At 34.4% G+C, this 18,350-nt stretch carries 17 protein-coding genes; 3 read left to right on the top strand and 14 right to left on the bottom strand.

Going from position 1 to position 18,350, the window contains the following annotated elements:
• The 10 genes from RQ907_RS03240 to RQ907_RS03195 form a co-directional block, all read right to left on the bottom strand.
• Nucleotides 1-1,114 (bottom strand): TrkH family potassium uptake protein (locus tag RQ907_RS03240; RefSeq protein WP_311491974.1); only part of this gene is annotated, 1,114 nt, incomplete at its 3' end.
• Between the two features lie 2 nt (nt 1,115-1,116).
• Nucleotides 1,117-2,478, bottom strand: a complete 1,362-nt coding sequence (gene trkA, locus RQ907_RS03235) for a Trk system potassium transporter TrkA (RefSeq protein WP_311491973.1) — start codon at nt 2,476-2,478, stop codon at nt 1,117-1,119.
• A 64-nt stretch (nt 2,479-2,542) separates the two neighbouring features.
• Entirely contained in the window at nt 2,543-3,736 is a 1,194-nt protein-coding gene (locus RQ907_RS03230) for an amidohydrolase (protein ID WP_311491972.1), read from the bottom strand.
• Between the two features lie 166 nt (nt 3,737-3,902).
• The gene (locus tag RQ907_RS03225; RefSeq protein WP_311491971.1) at nt 3,903-4,400 is read right to left on the bottom strand and encodes a hypothetical protein; all 498 of its coding nucleotides are present in this window, start codon (nt 4,398-4,400) and stop codon (nt 3,903-3,905) included.
• A gap of 101 nt (nt 4,401-4,501) precedes the next feature.
• Nucleotides 4,502-5,584, bottom strand: a complete 1,083-nt coding sequence (locus tag RQ907_RS03220) for a spermidine/putrescine ABC transporter substrate-binding protein (RefSeq protein ID WP_311491970.1) — start codon at nt 5,582-5,584, stop codon at nt 4,502-4,504.
• A complete protein-coding gene (locus RQ907_RS03215; RefSeq protein ID WP_311491969.1) occupies nt 5,568-6,371 on the bottom strand; it encodes an ABC transporter permease in 804 nt (267 codons plus the stop codon). Before RQ907_RS03215 ends, RQ907_RS03220 begins: the two co-directional genes overlap by 17 nt.
• Nucleotides 6,361-7,158: an ABC transporter permease gene (locus RQ907_RS03210; RefSeq protein ID WP_311491968.1), complete on the bottom strand. Its 798-nt coding sequence runs from the start codon at nt 7,156-7,158 to the stop codon at nt 6,361-6,363. Before RQ907_RS03210 ends, RQ907_RS03215 begins: the two co-directional genes overlap by 11 nt.
• Nucleotides 7,151-8,263 (bottom strand): ABC transporter ATP-binding protein, encoded by a 1,113-nt coding sequence (locus tag RQ907_RS03205; protein WP_311491967.1) that lies wholly within the window; start codon nt 8,261-8,263, stop codon nt 7,151-7,153. Before RQ907_RS03205 ends, RQ907_RS03210 begins: the two co-directional genes overlap by 8 nt.
• Before the next feature lie 164 nt (nt 8,264-8,427).
• The gene (locus tag RQ907_RS03200; protein ID WP_311491966.1) at nt 8,428-10,719 is read right to left on the bottom strand and encodes an FAD-dependent oxidoreductase; all 2,292 of its coding nucleotides are present in this window, start codon (nt 10,717-10,719) and stop codon (nt 8,428-8,430) included.
• Nucleotides 10,720-10,919: 200 nt separating this feature from the next.
• On the bottom strand, nt 10,920-11,669 hold the full coding sequence (locus tag RQ907_RS03195) for a hypothetical protein (protein WP_311491965.1): 750 nt from the start codon (nt 11,667-11,669) through the stop codon (nt 10,920-10,922).
• A 105-nt stretch (nt 11,670-11,774) separates the two neighbouring features.
• Between RQ907_RS03195 and RQ907_RS03190 the strand changes: the two genes are divergently transcribed.
• Together RQ907_RS03190 and RQ907_RS03185 are read left to right on the top strand one after the other, a co-directional pair.
• On the top strand, nt 11,775-12,047 hold the full coding sequence (locus RQ907_RS03190; RefSeq protein WP_311491964.1) for a GNAT family N-acetyltransferase: 273 nt from the start codon (nt 11,775-11,777) through the stop codon (nt 12,045-12,047).
• 109 nt (nt 12,048-12,156) lie between these two features.
• Nucleotides 12,157-13,317 (top strand): MFS transporter, encoded by a 1,161-nt coding sequence (locus RQ907_RS03185; protein ID WP_311491963.1) that lies wholly within the window; start codon nt 12,157-12,159, stop codon nt 13,315-13,317.
• Between the two features lie 33 nt (nt 13,318-13,350).
• Here the strand turns inward: RQ907_RS03185 and RQ907_RS03180 are convergent, their stop codons facing one another.
• On the bottom strand, nt 13,351-15,261 hold the full coding sequence (locus tag RQ907_RS03180) for an ABC transporter ATP-binding protein (protein ID WP_311491962.1): 1,911 nt from the start codon (nt 15,259-15,261) through the stop codon (nt 13,351-13,353).
• 605 nt (nt 15,262-15,866) lie between these two features.
• On the bottom strand, nt 15,867-16,409 hold the full coding sequence (locus RQ907_RS03175; protein WP_311491961.1) for a hypothetical protein: 543 nt from the start codon (nt 16,407-16,409) through the stop codon (nt 15,867-15,869).
• A 359-nt stretch (nt 16,410-16,768) separates the two neighbouring features.
• On the opposite strand from RQ907_RS03175, the gene RQ907_RS03170 reads away from it, so the two are divergent.
• Nucleotides 16,769-16,894: a hypothetical protein gene (locus tag RQ907_RS03170; RefSeq protein WP_311491960.1), complete on the top strand. Its 126-nt coding sequence runs from the start codon at nt 16,769-16,771 to the stop codon at nt 16,892-16,894.
• Here RQ907_RS03170 and RQ907_RS03165 read toward each other — a convergent pair.
• Together RQ907_RS03165 and RQ907_RS03160 are read right to left on the bottom strand one after the other, a co-directional pair.
• Entirely contained in the window at nt 16,886-17,773 is an 888-nt protein-coding gene (locus RQ907_RS03165) for a helix-turn-helix transcriptional regulator (protein WP_311491959.1), read from the bottom strand. The genes RQ907_RS03170 and RQ907_RS03165 overlap by 9 nt on opposite strands.
• 90 nt (nt 17,774-17,863) lie before the next feature.
• Nucleotides 17,864-18,350, bottom strand: a 487-nt coding sequence (locus RQ907_RS03160; protein ID WP_311491958.1) for a glutaminase, incomplete at its 5' end; no start/stop codon positions are given.

The raw sequence follows: 18,350 nt of genomic DNA, 5'->3' as shown, positions 1-18,350 counted from the left end.
TAATAACTTTTTTTATGTGGTTAATTGTAGCTTTGAATAAGATTAAACATCTTGATACCTTAAAACCACCCGCAGTAGATCCTGCGGAAGCCCCTATAAACATCAATAAGATGAGGATGTTTCTTGAAAACATCGGCCAGGACCCATAATCTGCCGAAACATAACCTGTGGTTGTCATTATTGATGCAACCGTAAATAGGGATTGGATTCCTGTATAGGCTAAATCGTCATAATAGCCTCTGATATTAAAGAATATCAGACCTGTTGCGATTGCAATTATTCCTAAGTACCAATATAGTTCTTCAGATTTAAAACCTTCTCTTGCTGACCTAATTAGGGCGTAATAATAAAGGTTGAAGTTGACTCCAAATAAGATCATTGCAACAGAAAGGACTAGTTCAATATATCTTGAATTATAGTAGGCTACTGACAAACCCTTATTGGCGAATCCTCCAGTTCCTGCTGCTCCCATGGCATAAATTATTGCGTCAAACAAATTCATTCCACCAAACATTAAAAATATAACTGTTATAAGGGTCATTACCAAATAAATTATGTATAAGACTCTGGCAGTTTTTCCAAGTTTTGGTGTAAGTTTGCCAAAAGAAGGGCCTGGCATTTCTGCCTGAAGGAGGTTTGATGATTCTTTATTTGATTTTGGTAAAATCGCCAAAGTGAATACCAAGATTCCCATACCTCCAATAAGGTGAGATAGGGACCTCCACATAATAATTGAATGAGGCAATAATTCAACATCGTTAGCTACGGATGCTCCACAAGTTGTAAAACCACTTGCCATCTCAAAAAAAGCATCTAGGAAGGTGTGATAATTTGTCGGTGTAAGGTAGAGGGGAATGGCCCCAATTATAGAAAATATTACCCAACATGCCGCTGTAGTAAAAAGAGCTTCCCTTGTGTAAATATGGCCTTGTTCATCACCTAATTTTACAAGTAGGCTTCCACCTAAACCGGAAATTAATATCGGCAAAATAAAGTATAACTTATCCTTAAATCCTTCTTGGTAGATAAAGGCAACCAAAAGTGGGACCAACATAAGTAGGGCCAAGACTTGGAGGAGCCTGCCCAAAAGATAATTTATTGTCTTAATATTCATACTTACTCCAATATATCGTCTATAACCTTAAAACTTTGGTTGGTTGTAGCTACAAGTACAGAATCGCCTAGATTTATCTTTGATGAACCATTTGGGATTTCTATTTCTACCTGACCGTGGTCTATGGCTAATACCAAGCTATCGTCTCTTATCCTTAGGTCTTTTAGAGGTGTATCTAGGATTTTAGAATGGTCAATAGCCTTGAATTCTATTACCTCAACCTCTCCACCTTCTAGCCTATAAAGAGATGAAATTGACTTGCCTCTGGCATTTACCTTGCTCCTTACCAGCCTGTTAATAACGTCAGATGCTGCCATTTTTGGAGCAAAAGTGGTGTCATTATCAAGAATGCCTGTCATTTTTAAAAGTTTGGTCCTATTTACCTTGGCAATTACCTTTTCAAGTCCAGATTTTTGGGCAAGGAGGGAAATCAAAATATTTTCCTCATCTATACCTGTTAGGGCAAGGAGGGCATCAAAATGATTTAGCCTTAGTTCCTCAAGGACCTCTGGACTTGTACCATCAGCGTTTATTACAACTGCAGCTTCGTGCATTTCACTTATGTCTTCTGCTTTATTCCTATCAATCTCTACAACAGTCACCTTAAATCCTCTTTCGATTAAAAGGCCAACTAGGTATTTAGAAATATTTCCGGCTCCTATTACCAAGATTTTTTCTATGTCGTAGGCACCCTTTTGTTCGTGCCTATAAAAACTATCCACAGCTTCCTTTGCACCTATTACATAAATCTTGTCCCCAGCTTTTAGGATATCATCACCGTGGGGAATATTAACATCTCCACCCGAATTAATAATTCCTATAAGAGTGTGGTAATTTTCCGAATAGGTTCTTAAATCAGAAAGTTTTCTGCCATCAAGGTCTGAGCCCTCATCTATAACTAGCTCCATCATTATCGCCCTATCTTTGAAGAAGGATTCAACATTGAGGGCGTGGGAATATTTAAGACTCCTCTGTAGGTCCTTGGCTGCTATGTATTCTGGGTTAACAATGGACATGGCATGGGTAACCTTACCTATAAATCTCCTATGCTTGACATAACGTGGTTCTCTTAGCCTTATGATAATATTTTTGGCTCCCAAATTTTTGGCAAAGGTAGATGCGATTAGGTTTACATCATCAGACTGGCTTATGGCTATAAAAAGGTCGCAATCCCTAGCTCCTGCCTCAACTAGGGCCTCTACATCACGACCGTCTCCAACAAGTCCCATTACATCATTGGTCGCTAAAAGCTCTTCTAAAACTTCCTTATTTCTGTCAATTACAACTATATCGTGCCCCTCTTTGGAGAGGTCTTTTGTCACAAAAGAGCCGACTTTGCCGGCTCCCAAAATAATTATTTTCATCAAAGCTCCTTAGGAAATCTAAAATCTTACTAATACCTTACCTCTTTTATAGATTTTCCCATATTTATTTCTTAAGATAATCGTAGGCATAGCGTGCTAAAAGCTCTGCCCCATATTTCATTGCTCTTTCATCTGGATTAAAGTCTGTAGCGTGGTTTTGTGGGTAGGTTGCCTTGTTTTCTGGGTCCCTGCCACCTATAAACATATAAGTGCCCTTGATTCCTGGCACATCCTTGTAACCAGATAGGTAAAACCCAAAGTCCTCAGACCCAGCGAGTTTTAGGTCAGTTGAAACATTTTCTTCGCCAAATATTTCTTTAGCTATTTTTACTGAAAGGTCAGTTGATTTTTCTTCGTTGATTACAGCACCTGCTCCCATGTGGTAATCAAACTCTACTCTTCCTCCGTAGATTTCTGCAGAAAGTTTGGCCGCTTTTTCAAGTTCCTTCACCATAAAGTCTACTGATTCATTAGAAAAAGACCTAAAGGATCCTTCAAGTTTTATGTCAGCTGCTACTGCATTTGCTGCTGACCCACCTTCTACAACTCCCAAATTAAGTACAACTGGATGGAAGACATTGTCTATTTTTCTAGCCTGGATAGCGTAGGCTACATTTATGAAATTGGCAAGCATAAGCATGGCATCATTTCCTTGGTAAGGTGTAGATGAGTGGGCAGATGTTCCCTTAAATTGAACTGTAAAGAAGGTGTTGTTTGCCATGACCTCACCATATCCTGTTGCAGCCTTCCCTAAGTCCCAAGCTGTGTGGATATGGATGGCAAAACCTGTATCTACTCCTTTTGTGTAGCCCCCACTTACTACAGCCCTACCACCTTCGCCTGTTTCTTCTCCTGGTTGGAAAATTATCCTAACCCTTCCATATAATTCATCTTTTACCTTTAAAAGTGCCTTTATTGCGTTTAAAAGCATTGCTGCGTGGATATCGTGGCCACAAGCGTGGCTTATCCCTTCTACTTGGCTTTTATAATCAAAATCGTTTGTTTCCTTGATTGGAAGTGCGTCTATATCTGCCCTTAAAAGTACAGTCTTGCCCTTACTTTCTGGATTTATTTCAACCATTAGACCTGTCGGGTCGATTTCTACAGGATTAAAACCCATAGCCTCAAGTTCTTTTTTTATAAAAGCTGTGGTTTTCACTTCCTTCATAGATAGCTCGGGATTTTCATGCATATATCTCCTGTCAGCAATCATTTTTTCTTCATTTTCTAAAATTGATTGTTTAATTATGTCTGTCATACCAATCTCCTCTCATTTCTTATTTATACCCATTAATTTTATTATATAAAGTGATTAAGCTATCTTCTCCCCATTTTTAGCCTTATCTCTTGACTTATAAAATATTAATACTAGCAGGTCCTTTTTGGTATGAAAAAAGCACCCAGTTGCCTAGATGCTTGTTTATTTAACCCAGTCCATAAAAATATGTTTTTCTATCATCCAATCTAAAAGATTCAAACTGGTTGATATATTCTTCACTTACCAAAACATCTCCTTCATGAGCAATGACAAAGGAAATAACTTTATTTTTATTATCATAAAAGGCAATATCAGACTGTCCCCAGTTCGTTTCTTCTATAGAACAAGAGTAAATATTTTTTGAAATTTCATTTTTTTTAATTGTAAAAAAATTATCAAACCTAAGTAATAATTCCTTGAATACGGGACTTGCATCAAATCTATAAAGTAAATTGTTTTTAGAACTAGTTGTTGTACCATTCCACGATTTAACTTTCTTTGCTTCGATATTATTATCTTTCATATAATTTAAGATCTTTTTATTAGCCTTATTATCAAATTCTAAAATAACATATTCAATTTTTTTAACATATTTAAAGACTTTATTTATATAAATTGCAAAATCTTCTTTATTATTTAATTCTATTTCAACCATGTTTTGCATTTATATCATCTCCTTACTTTTAGCAAACCATAAAATGGATACCCTCTACGCCTTTAGGCTATCCATTTGATTATAATGAAATTTAAACAACGTCTTTAGTTTTATTCCTCTGCATGAGGTGAGATTTTGAGGTCCAAATACAAATCATTGTATAAAATAGTTGTTTGCTTGCCCAAATCTTTAAAAACTGTTAATTTGTCAATAATATCATCATCTGGATATAGAGTCTTATCTATCTTTGGATCAGGTTTTACCAATTTCATAGCTTTTTTATTTGGAGTTGCATAATGAATATAATCTGCGTTTTTAGCTGCAACTTCAGGCCTTAAAAGGTAAGAAATTAGGGCATAAGCTCCCTCTTTGTTTTTGCTGGTTTTTGGTATAACCATGGTATCAAACCAAATGTTTGACCCTTCTTTAGGGATAATATAGGCAAGCTTATCGTTTAAAACCTCTGCCTTGGCTGCTTCGCCAGAAAAAGTTATTCCTATATCGGCCTCACCCTGGGCCATATACATCCTTATTTCATCAGCAAGGAGAGCTTTAACATTTGCCATAAAAGGCACCAGGTCATTTTTAACCTTTCTTAGGATTTTTTCATCCTTTTCATTTATATCATAGCCATTTTTTAACAAACCAATGCCGAGGGTTTCTCTCGCCCCATCAAAGGAAAGAATCTCTCCCTTAAACTTAGGATCCCAAAGTTTGGCCCATGAGTCAACATCTTTTGCCTTATATTTTTCGGTATTGTAAATTATTCCAAAAGTCCCCCAAAAATATGGTACTGAATATTCATTACCAGGGTCATAAATCTGGTCTAGAAACCTTTCATCAATATTATCAAGCCCTTTAATTTTAGAATGGTCAAGCTTTTCCAAAAGCCCTTTTTCCTTCATCATCTCAACTGTATATTCTGAAGGAAAGGCTAGGTCATAGTGGGTCTTGCCTTGCTCGATTTTAGCCATCATAGCCTCATTAGAATCAAAGGTTTCATAGACTATCCTATAGCCAGTTTCCTTTTCAAAATCTCTAAGGATTTGTGGATCAACATAGTCTCCCCAATTGTAAAAGTATATATCCTTATCGCTCGAACCTGTGGAGGTCACATTTAATCTTTCTTTGAAAAAAACTAGGAGAAGGGTTAGGCCTAAAATTCCTAAAATAAATTTATAAACCTTGTTCATATTTCTTTGTCTCCCTTCTTTCGATTATATAATAGATAATTACCATAACTAAGGAAATAGCAAAAATTATAGCTGATAGGGCGTTGATTTCAAGGGAAATTCCTGTTCTAACCCTAGAGTAAATCTCTATTGAAAGGGTGGAAAATCCTGAGCCAGTTACAAAAAATGTTACAGCGAAATCATCAAGTGAATAAGTTAGCGCCATAAAAAATCCAGCAAAAATCCCACTTCCTATATTAGGTAAAATTATCTTATTTAAAATCATCATGTCACTGGCGCCCAAGTCTTCAGCTGCCCTTATCATATCGTCATTTAGGGCATAAAGCCTTGGCAAAACCATTAGGACAACTATGGGAATTGAAAAGGCTATGTGGGCAAGAAGGACTGAGAAAAATCCCATGGGGATTTTTAATAAAATACTAAACAAAATCAAGAAACTCGCTCCCATCATTATGTCTGGAAGGACCATCAAAACAGAATTCAAACCTAAAATTCTTTTCTTGATTTTTTTATTTTTCGTATAGTAAATCGAAATCGCACCCAAAGTCCCAACTACACTTGCAATTAAGGATGACAACAAGGCTAAAATTAGGGTATTTAAAACTATATTGATTAGTCTTTTGTCAGAAAAAACTTCCCAATAATGTTCCAAGGTGAAGGACTCAAAGGCGTCCATGTTTCCTCCACTATTGAAGGAATAAAATATCAAATAGCCCAGAGGAAGATACATGATTATAAATACAAAAATCAAAAATATTCGAGAAAATTTAGTCGATTTATTTTCCATTCACTTCCCCCTTTTTGTTTAAAAACGAAATCACTGCGAACATAATTACTATTAGAACAAGACCTATAGTTGAACCCATACCCCAGTTTTGAGTTACCAGATAGTGTTGTTCTACAGCTGTACCTAGGGTAATTATCTTGTTGCCTCCAATTATCCTTGTAATCAAAAACAAGGATAAGGAAGGGATGAAAACCGCCTGAAAACCAGCTATTACACCATCCATTGATAAGGGCAGGATAATTTTCCTAAAGGTTTGAAACTTGCTTGCCCCAAGGTCTTCGCTCGCGATTATATATTCCTTTGGAATGGTATCTATGGACCTAAAAATCGGCAAAATCATAAAGGGAAGTTCCACATAGGATGCCACTAGGATGAAGGCTGGATTTGTAAACAAAAACCCTTGGCTTGCCAGACCCAAAAGTCCAACTATGGTTCCATTTTTGTTAAAAAGTCCTATAAAAGCATAGGCTTTAAGGACTAGGTTTATCCAAGTTGGCAAAATTACCAAAAGCAAAATCAAATCCTTGTGCTTGGCCTTGGTCAAAAAATATGAAAAAGGATAAGCCCACAAGAGGGTGAAGGATGTGATTAAAAAGGCTGTCAAAAAGGAATTTAGAGTCATAATTATATAGTTTTTGCTGGTAAAATATGCTATGTAATTATCAAAAGTGAAATTCCCATAAATATCAAAAAATGACTGGTAGAGCAAAAGCAAAATTGGAGCTATGATAAAAACCAAAATCCAAATATAGTATATAAAGGTTAATTTTTGGTATTTTTTAGTCATCACTCTCTCCAGTTGCGTATTTTTCAATCCTCTTATCAAAGGCCTCTTCGGTTTCGTTGTAGCGCATAACATGGATATTTTCAGCATCAATCTTGATTCCTATGTCATCGCCTTCTTCAAAACGCCTAGTTGTATGGATTTTCCAAGAAAATTCCATCTTGTCTATAGCAATCAATTCGTTAAAGACTCCACGAAAAAGAATATTGTCAATATTTACCACAATATCTGCCTGATCAAGAGGGACGACCTCTATATCTTCAGGCCTAATAACAACTTCTACCCTCTCGCCCTTGGCAATACCAGCATCAGAACAATCAAAAACCTTGCCAGCAAATTCTACCTTGTAGTCATCCACCATCCTCGCCTTTAGGATGTTTGATTCACCAATAAATTCCGCTACATAACGGTTAATTGGCTCATCGTAAATATCCTTTGGAGGACCTTGTTGGACAATTTTTCCCTTATCCATGACAAAAATATGATCAGATAGAGCAAGGGCCTCTTCCTGGTCGTGGGTTACAAAAACAAAGGTAATCCCAAGTTCCCACTGGATATCACTTAGCAATACTTGCATAGATTTTCTTAATTTCATATCAAGGGCAGAAAGGGGTTCATCAAGCAAAAGCACATCTGGTTTATTTACTATAGCACGAGCTATAGCCACCCTTTGCTTTTGACCCCCTGACATTTGACTTACCTCACGCCTTTCAAAACCAGCTAGATTTACCATTTCAAGAGCCTTTTCAACTTCTTTTTTGATTATAGCCTTGTCAATTTTTTTAATTTCCAAGCCAAATGCTACGTTATCGTAAACATTCATGTGGGGAAAGAGAGAATAATTTTGAAAAACTGTATTTACAGTCCTCTTGCTTGCTGGCACATCACCAACATTTTTCCCATTTATGTAGACAGTGCCCTTGCTAGGCTCCAAAAATCCAGCTATTAAATTTAAAATTGTAGTCTTGCCACAACCAGAAGGGCCTAAAAGAGTGTAAAACTTTCCCTTTTCAAGTTCCAAATCAACCGATTTTAGGACTTCCTCATCACCAAAAGATTTAGAAACCCCATCAAGGACTACAGAATATTTTTCAAAATTTTTATCCATACAACAACCCCTAACTTTTTCTCATTATAAGAAATATACCTCTTTTTTTTGGGAATTTTAGTGGAAATTTTACCTATTTCTAAAAGCAGAGTCTTATTTCTTGGAATGTTTAATTTGCCACAGAAAAAATGTACCGGACCTAAGTCCAGTACATTTTAAATCTTTTATTTATTGTCTTCTTCGACTGTCTTTGCTGCAGTCCTGCCTGATGCGATTATTTCTGTAATAGCATTACCACCAAGCCTGTTACCACCGTGGATACCACCAGTAACTTCTCCAGCTGCATATAGACCTGCAATTGGTTTGTCTTCCTTATTTAGGACTCTCCTTTTCTCATCAACTTTAAGTCCGCCCATGGTGTGGTGGGTTGAAGGAGCTAAGAACCTTACTCTGATTTTACCAATCTTATAAGTTTCTGGTTTATATTTGCCATTGGCATCTTTTTCAGCTTGGCCTATTAAAGACCTATAAGATTCTTTGGAAACTTCTAGCTTATCGGTTTTGCCCATTACATAAAAGTCATATTCCTTGATGGCATCTTCGATTTGTTTGCCAGTAAGGTCTATCTTTAGTTCCTTGAATAAGTCGTCAAGCTGGCTGATTTCTCTTACATATTGTCTTAAGTGGACATCTTCATCCTTGTATGGGTATGGGCCAGGGATTGGACTTTCAACATTGCCCACTTCTACAAAGACACCCTTGGTTCCATTTATTTCTATACCATTTTTGAAGGCACCACTTGCAAGTACGTCACGTTCTGCAGATTCATCTACATATCTCTTGCCAGTTTTTGGTGAAATATAAATTACATCTTCTCCACCGCCAAAGGCAAGGTTGCCATCTTGGATCCAAGAAATTGGCATCATTTGAGTGAAGCCTTCACCTGTGGTAGCTGCTCCTACTTCTTCTGCCATTTTTATACCATCACCCATTAGGGAATTTCTATTTGTTGTTTTTAGGGCTCCCTCTAGAGCTTCTGGATCCCAATATTCGTTGGTTTTCTTTACCATCTCTATATTTGCAGCATAACCACCAGTTGCAAGGATTAGGCCCTTATTTGCTTTCAAAGTGAAAGGTGTTCCGTCAAAAAGTTCTCCTTCTACTCCTACCACCTTGTCATTTTCTTCTATGAGTTTTTTAGCGTCTGCCCTTCTATAAATTTTATTTTCTTTATTTAATTCTTCAAATTTATGGATAGGTGCCCTAAAGTAAGTTGCCCACCTACCTTCTTCCATCTTGCCATCTATTTCTGAACCTATGAATTGGTTTTCTCTTTGCCACAAGCAACCGATTAGGGTTCTTTGGGTTGAATCGTCAAATTTTGATCCCATTTCATTTAGCCATGGCTTGATTTCTTGGCCTTCTTTTATAAATTGGCTAACTAGTCCTTCATCTCCATAAACCCAAGCTGTTCTTTCGAAGTTTGGTCTAATTCCACCGTAGTAGGTTTGGAAAATGTGGAGGTTTATAGTTGAAAATAGGGTTAGGTCTGTTTCTTGTTTACCAGCTTCAAGTTGTGGTTTTGCCCAATCTAAATAAGCTTTTATTTCTTCTTTTAAGGCCTTCAATACTGGTAGGTATTCCTTGTGAACTCCTCTTTTTGAAAGGGCTTCGATATCACCTATGACAAATTCTTCGTCTTTGTCAAGTTTTTCGTTAAATGGTTCTTCTGACCAGTTGTAAATTGTTTCTAGGGTATGAATCCTACCGTTATCTGATTTTACTTTGGCAAATTTTTCGCCATTGTGTTCGCCTTCTGTAGCATCAGGATTGTCCTTATCCCAAACTAAATATGGCATAACAGATTGGTATTGACCACCAGATACAAGAGTATTTCCACCGATTTCAACGTTCTTTTCAACTAGGGCAACCTTGTTGCCAGCCTGTGCTGCCTCTACTGCCGCAGATACACCTGCTCCACCAGCACCTACAACTACTACATCATAGGTTTCTTCGATAGCTTCTTGTGGCTTTACTTCAATATTGTTTTTCTTGAAGGCTTCTAGGTCTGAAACTTCTGCAGCTTCTGCTGCCTTGTTGATAGCTGATTTTAGAGCTGCTGATGAAATAGTAGCTCCAGATACATTTTCAACTCCCGTACCATTTGCACCTATAACATCTGCTTTAATGACATCCAAGGCAGGTGTACCAACGTGGTCTGTTTCAACATTTTCTACAACTTGGATATCCTCAATCTTATCTTCCCCAAACTTTACAGATACCTTCATTGGGCCGTTGTAGCCATTTGCTTCTCCCTCGTATGTACCCGGCTTAAATTTTAGGTCTGCGTGAGAAACTTCCTTCGCTTCTTCCTTTGTTTCTTCCTTACTTTCTTCGGACTTTTCTTCTACTTTTGCTTCTTCCTTAGGCTCTTGTTTTTTACGAGCCTCATTTTGGCAAGCTGTTAGAGAAAGCCCTGCAATTAGCATCAGCGCCAACAGTTTAGATTTTTTCATAAACCCTCCTTATTATTGATAAGTAGTAAGTACAATGAATATTTTTATAAATAAAACGTTTTCATATTCATTAGATTTATAAACTCCCTACCTATCCTCTATAATTACAGTATAACAAATTTTGCATAGGATGTATAAAATATTATTAACTAATTAAAAAATATAGCTAAAAAAATACTGGCCACAAGGACCAGTAAAAATTATTGTTCAATTGCGATTTTATCGTCTAAGTAGACATCAGATAGTCTAGCCATCAATACAATAGTTGTTATTAAAATTGTAATAGCAAAGGCTAAGATGAAAAAAGCAAGTAAGCCAATTGCAACTAGTTCATCCTTTAATGTTACAAGCAAGAAAATAAATATAATAAACAACAATATAGGAAGGCCTGTAAACTTTAATCCTAAAATCAAAGTTTTCTTGAAAAGCCTCTTGCCTTGACCAAAAATCTTGCCAATTATTTCCATAACCCCATCTTCTGTATCATAATGATCTGCTAGATAAAAGTTTGAATAGGCGAAAAACATAGCAATAACTATAAATATTATTAATAAAACAATAGGTAGTATAAGGGTACCTATGGCAAAAACCGCCTTATTGCTTGGGTTTGCCACAGCTTGAAATACACTAGCGGCTCCACTTGCAGTAAAGATATACTGGCAAATAGAATTTGCTATTGTTATTAAAAATCCTACTGTGAGGACCTTCATATTTATGTAATTTACTTGGTTTAGGTAGTCTCCTACTGAACCCATCCTATTTCTAATAAGACCACTTGATATAGAGTAAACAAATACAAAGGAAATTATTCCTGTAAGTAAATCTCCTAAAATATCTACGATGAAATTATCTCCACCAATGGCAGACATTAGCTTAATCAAAAGGTAATTTGTAAGCCCAACTATAATCATTATCCAAAGTATAGACGAAAATCTATATTCTCTTTTCATAAAATTCTCCACTGTTAATTTTTTTCATTTATATTAATTTACCACAATTTATAAAATTTTACCATCTTAATCTATAATTGGGTATTAATTTACTGAGGTGATATAATGATTAAAATAAATAAAGAAAAATCCAGAGCAGAAGCGATTGAAGATGATAAAATAATCGGTCTTTGCGAATACAAAATAAAGGACGGAATAATTGACATCTACCACACAGAAGTCGATAAGGCCTATGGTGGGAAGGGTCTTGCAGGAAAACTTATGGACGAAGTCGTAGGCTTTGCAAGATCTGAAAAGAAAAAAATCTACCCTACTTGCTCCTATGTGGCAAAAAAATTTGACGAAGATAGCCAGTATGAAGATGTAGACGCAAGATAAGACTTAGACCCAAATAACTTGGGTCTATTTCTTTGTGAATAATTTCCCTTATCTAGCTATAAAGATTTTTAGGTGGTATTATAAGGGTAGTTAACAAGGGAGGTGAAAAATGGAAATTTCCAACAAACATTGGCTCAGAAAACCGGGAATCTTATCTGTTTCCATCATTTTGGCCGTAAATGCAATCATAAGTGGTGGTCTTATTTTTATTAAAGATGAACTCGGCATTTCTCTTGCCCAAGCAGAATTTTTGGTAAGCCTTCCATCCATCACAACCATCATCGCCATTCTTTTAAGCGAACCGATTAGCCAAAAGATTGGCATAAAAAAATGTGTTAGCCTGGGGCTTTTTTTAGTTGGATCTTCTGCCTTTTTGCCCCTTATTTCAAGGACCTACATAAGCATTTTTATTTCTAGACTTATATTAGGCTTTGGAGTAGGACTTTATAATGGCCACGCAGCCAGCCTTATAAATATTTTTTACAAGGGAGATGAAGCTGCAAGCCTCCACGGAATTAGAAATTCTTGCGAATATATAGGCTTAATGTTGCTCTTATTTATAGCTGGCCTTATCCTAAAAATATCCTGGCACTACGTTTTTCTAACCTATACCCTAGCCTTTTTGATTTTGATATTTTTCAACCTCACAGTTGAGGATGTTGTCCATCCCAAAACCCTAGCTGAGGAAAAATTTAAAATCACCCTCCAAACCATCTTTTTTATGGTATTCGCTGGTGTGTCTTTGATGGATACCACAGCTGTCACAATCAGGTTTTCTACAATAGCCACACAAGGTCTGGGTCCAAACGCCAACATCAATATGCTAACCATGGTTATACCCATATTTGGCATGACAACAGGTTTTTTCTTCGGCAAAATAAATAGAAAATTAAGGTCAAAAACTATTTTACTTGGCCTTCTCATCTATATATTTAAAAATATTTTCCTAAGCGTCTTTGGGCAAAATGTTTATGTTTACATGGTAGGCATGGCCCTTACAGCCGTCTCCCAAAGTCTGTGTTTTCCTTATATTTTCGCAGAAGTTGCGAGAGTTACCAGGTCATCCTCATCAAGGATTGTAAATAACCTAATCTTTGTAGGATCAAACATCGGAGGCTTTTTAGCATCAAGTTTCCTAAGTGCAATAACAATCTTATTTAACCTAAAGGGCCCAACCACAGCCTTCATGGGCTTTTCAGTCCTATATTTAGGATTTTTCGCAGTCTACTTCTACGAATACCTAAGTGTCAGGTCTTTTAGGAGAGTATAAAAAAATCTCGGTTTTTTTGCCGAGATTTTTTCTTTATCTATACTCTTTTTCGAATTTTTTTAGATATTCTTCGTATAATTTTTTATAAACTTCTGAATCTTTTAAAAGTTTCTCGTGCTTGCCAATAGCTTCAATTTTCCCCTTATTTATAACAATAATTTCATCTGTTAATTTATTTAGCAAGTCGATTTTGTGAGAAATTATCAGTCCTTTTTCATTTTCAAGATAAGATTTTAAAATACCAGAAGCTTCTTTTTCGCTGATTAAATCAAGACTATTAAAAGGCTCGTCTATGAGATAAGCTGCCCTTGTTTTAACTAATAAAAGCCTTGCAAGGGCAATCCTCTCCTTTTCTCCACCGGATATTTTATTACCTCTTTGACCGAGCTTCCTGCCTTTTAGGTGAGAAAGATTTAATTTTTCAATCAATATATCATAGTCTTGGCCAATATAAAAATTATGAGAAAGTATGAGACAAGCAAGGTCTGATATTCCTTTTTGATCCATTTTCGAAAGATTATTAACAAGTTGACTTCTTAATTCATCATCCGAATCGTGATTTTTCGAGCTTGTTAGAGTATTTAGGATTAGCTTATAGTTTTCATCAAAATCACCTTGTCTGATTTTTAGGAGTGAATCATTTATTTCTTTTTCTTTTTTCCTGTACTCACTTTCTCTTAGTCTTTTTTTGCCAAGGGTGATGTTATAATCAAGGTCATCATCAAAAATTTCATTTTCTTGAGGATAGTACCTGAAAAGTGCCAGCCTCATATTAAGATCTAATTCACTGATGTTTTTATCCCCAACTAAAACTATTCCTTGGCTCGCTTTTTCATTTCCTAACAAAAGATTAAAAAGAGATGACTTACCTTCACCAGAAAGGCCAACAATCCCATAAACCTTATCAAGCTTTATAGAAAGACCATCAAGGAGAACTCTATCATCGTACCTTAAACCCAAATTTTCAATTTTATAGTCAATTGTTTTTGGGATATTTAGCTTTGACTTGGCTTCATAAGAAGTTTTATTTCTTTCATAAAACATATTCAGGCTAGTTTTTGTGTCGTAAAAAGCTCTTGCAAAATAAAGGGGCATAAAGATAGTTTCAAAATAAAAGTTAAGGGCTATAAAGCTTGATATTTGAAGATTATTCTTATTTATCTCAAACATAGCAAGTATAAAAAATGCTATCAAAGCTATGTGTTTTATGGTATCGATAAAACCACGAGACATCTCTTCATAGACCAAGACTTTTTTGAAACTTTCATCTCTTTCATCCATTTTTTCTTCTATAAGATTACGCCTCTCGTTGAAATTTCCATTGTTCATTAAGGCATTTTTATTTTCGATTGTTTCAAGCATAATAGGATTTAATTTCATTATCTCATCTCTTAAGATTTTAAAATTTACTGACCTTCTTTTTTGTAAAATAAAAAGACCAAGGCCTGCTAGGACATAGGAAATAAGAATTAGTAATGGAAAAATTTTCATCCACCTATAAGATATAAATAAAATTACTATCGAGCTTATTATGCTTATAATCCCAAAAAACATATTATCGGCAAGAAGTCTGGTCGAAATCTGTTCGGCATCTCCAAAAATCGATGATAAAAAAGCTGATGGGCCTCTGGCACTTATTATCGTGCTTTCCTCAATAGTTAAAGAATCTAGAAGGTCAAGACTTATAGACTTTTGAACTAAAATCTTAATCCTATTTAGCATATAAATTTGAATGAAACTTATGATTACAATAGAAAAGCTCACAAGTAAAAACTTGAAAATATCAGTTTTCAAAATCGAACCAGATAACAAATTATTCACCAAAGACTTTTGGATTAGGGGTGCTGAGATTAAAAGAAGATTTGAAACAAGGGCCAGAATAAAAAGACCAAAGTAAGCGAGCCTCTTCTTCCTTATCCCTAAAAAATTAAGAATAGCTTTCATTTTCCCTCCATTTTTCTTGTCACATTAAATCGATTTAAAAAAATGATATAAAAATAATTATACTAGGAAATCTATAATTTCCCAGGAAAATTTATAAATTAAATGGTTCAACTAAGATAGGATTAAAACAAAATTAAGCGGAATGTCCCTGTTGTCTACAGGTTACATTCCGCTTAAAATATTATTAAATCATTTCGTGTTTACGGGTTCAGGTCATCCCCTGCATTTTACTTTTAATCATTTATTTTATTATCTTTCAATTTCATTTTTAAAAAAATAACTGGAAGATACAACATAATATAGATAATAATAGTAACTGGACTTATATCTCCTATTAAGTCTGTGAATGTAGATAAAAATAGTATTATTGATCCTATCAGAAATAATATTGACTCATAAGCTAAAAGTTTAGTATTGTTGGTTTTTAATAGCTTAGTTGATATTAAATATGAGCTTACTGTAATCGCCCATAAAAGCCCTTTTTTATCAGCATTAAAAATAGAGTTAACCATTATAAATATAAAAATTATGATTAACATTAAATCATATTTTTGATCATTAGTGTTCATTTTCATATTAGACAAAATACCCATTATTTGTGAAGTTTAGTAAGCTTTACTCACACAATTATCTAAACCTGTTATTGTTGAAATAGCAGCACTTACTTTTCCAAACATTTCCCATAATGTTGGTGAAGTTTTTATAAAATCAGGATCTTTACCAGTCTTATAGGAGGTTAACAACGCATACGCAAGTGCCTTTACACCACCAGCTGCTTTCACCAAAGACTTAATTCCTGTAATGGTAGCCCCTGCACCACCAATAAAGAGTGCTATAGCGCCTGAACATTTCAAATCTTCCTTAAACCCATAAGTGGTTATACCTCTTACTCTGGATTCTATAAAATTATCTGCATCTTCTTTATCTTTAAAAAAGTAAATATTATTTTTCTCATGATATTTTTTTAATAATTTATCATTTTCTAACAAGCTATTAGGCGTATCATTTAGTAAATCAATAACAGTTTCAAGCTGATTTACACTAATACTAACATCTTCAGATGAGCTAGCCATTACATTAATAGGTCCGGCATATAAAAACATAAGTAAACACATTGTGACAATCATCATCTTCTTAAGTATTTTCATTTATAACTCCTCAAAATTAAATACTCATCTAATATTATAAAGATATAATAATATTTAAATAATCCATCCAACCAATAAATAATTAGAATTTAAATGCTATAAATCTTTATAATCGTTACTATAAATTTTGTTTTACATTTTTATATAATCTTAGCTATATAAAATAGAAAGATATAGAATATCTCTACTTTTTACACAATTATACGGACTCTATATCCTTTCAAAACAAAGTAAGTAATAAATCGATTTATAATTATATTGTAAAGTATAAAAATAAATTTGTACAGGACACATGTGTCCTGTACAAATTTTTTATATAATTATATAATTTTACTAAGATATTAAGAAAGGATTAAACAATGACTAAGAAACTCAAATTTTTAAGTATAATAATATTATTATCTGTATTGATAATACCAAATAGTTCGCCAGATGGCAGGGAAGATGATATCATAAATTTCTATTCAATTTATGATTCATTTTAGTATCAAACTGTTATATTTTCGTTCAATGGTTTCATTTAAACTAACAAAGCCAGATAATTTAGCACACGTTTTCGCATAATTTATTGATTCATTATAAGTTTTATCTCCCAAGTCATGTTCACAAATGAATTTATCATAATATAACATAGATAAAGCTTCTAAATCTTTATTTATAGTCGCTTCATTTATAGCTTTTGTAATTATTCTCATAGCTTCATTGCTTCTATAGTCTATATAGAGTCTATTTATCATGGAATTGTATATCAGCATACGTACAATGTTATTATTGCACTTTTGAGATAATTTATCTAGTATTTCGTAATTGCTAAATGATTTATACTCTTTAAAATCATTACATATATTTACTAAGGCTCTCATTTCTATAGTAGAATATTTCCTATCGATCACATTAGATTTAATGTGTATATTTGATATAATATCTTCGTATCTTTCTTTAAAAACGTGTTTATCAACTTCCTTATTTTGTATTCTATCTAAAAATAGTCTTAAAAGTTTAATGTTTTTTTCTTTTCCCTTCACTAACTTATTATCATTTTCAACTATAGAAAGTTTCTTTGATAGGATTTCAGCTTCATTTTTTTCTATAAATATGCTTGCTACTCCCAATTTATTTAATATTTCCTCATAGAGGTAGTCTGTTTCAAAAAGATTTTTATAATATATATCAAGTAAATCTTCACCATACAAACTTGAAAGTTCAATAAGATTATCAACTGAAATGTTTTTAATATTTCCATTTTCAAGCCTTGAAAGACTCCTAGCACTTATTCCTATTATAAACTCCACGTCTTCTTGACTGAGGTTATTGACTAATCTGATGTTCTTTAATATCTTACCAAACTCTTTAATTTTTATCACACTGCCTCCTCAAGTTAATCAAATATTAAAGAAATTTTTTCAGAAGAATTCTTAAACACATTAATTTTCTAGATCATATTATTTGTAATCTTATCTTATAAAAATATTCAAATCCAATTCGTAAGAAAGAATCTTAAGTAATTCCTTGCCCCTTACTGAGTTTCCAGTTTTATCGAGTCTTGGGGAATACACTGCTATGCCACATAAACCTGGGACTATGCCTAAAATCGCCCCACTTACTCCTGATTTTGATGGGATGCCTACGTTCATTAGGTATTTGCCAGAATTTTCGTACATACCACAAGATGACATTTGGCTTACAATTATAGATACAATTGATTCTGGGATTAGGTCTTTGGTTTCATATAGGCCGTAGCCCTTGTTAGCTAGGATTGCCCCGAAATGAGATAGGTCTACTACATTTGTGCCTATGGAACATGATTTTATATATAGGTCTAAAATCTCGCTTGGGTCTTCGTCAAATATGCCCTTGGATTTTAGGTAATAGGCTATGGCCTTGTTCCTGTCAGATGTCTCCATCTCTGACCTATAAATATCTTCCATAAGCCTTGCCTTG

It is taken from the genome of uncultured Anaerococcus sp. (assembly GCF_963510575.1).
Lineage (GTDB): Bacteria > Bacillota > Clostridia > Tissierellales > Peptoniphilaceae > Anaerococcus.
Note: the sequence above shows the minus strand (reverse complement) of the source record. Positions and strands in the feature narration are given on the sequence as shown.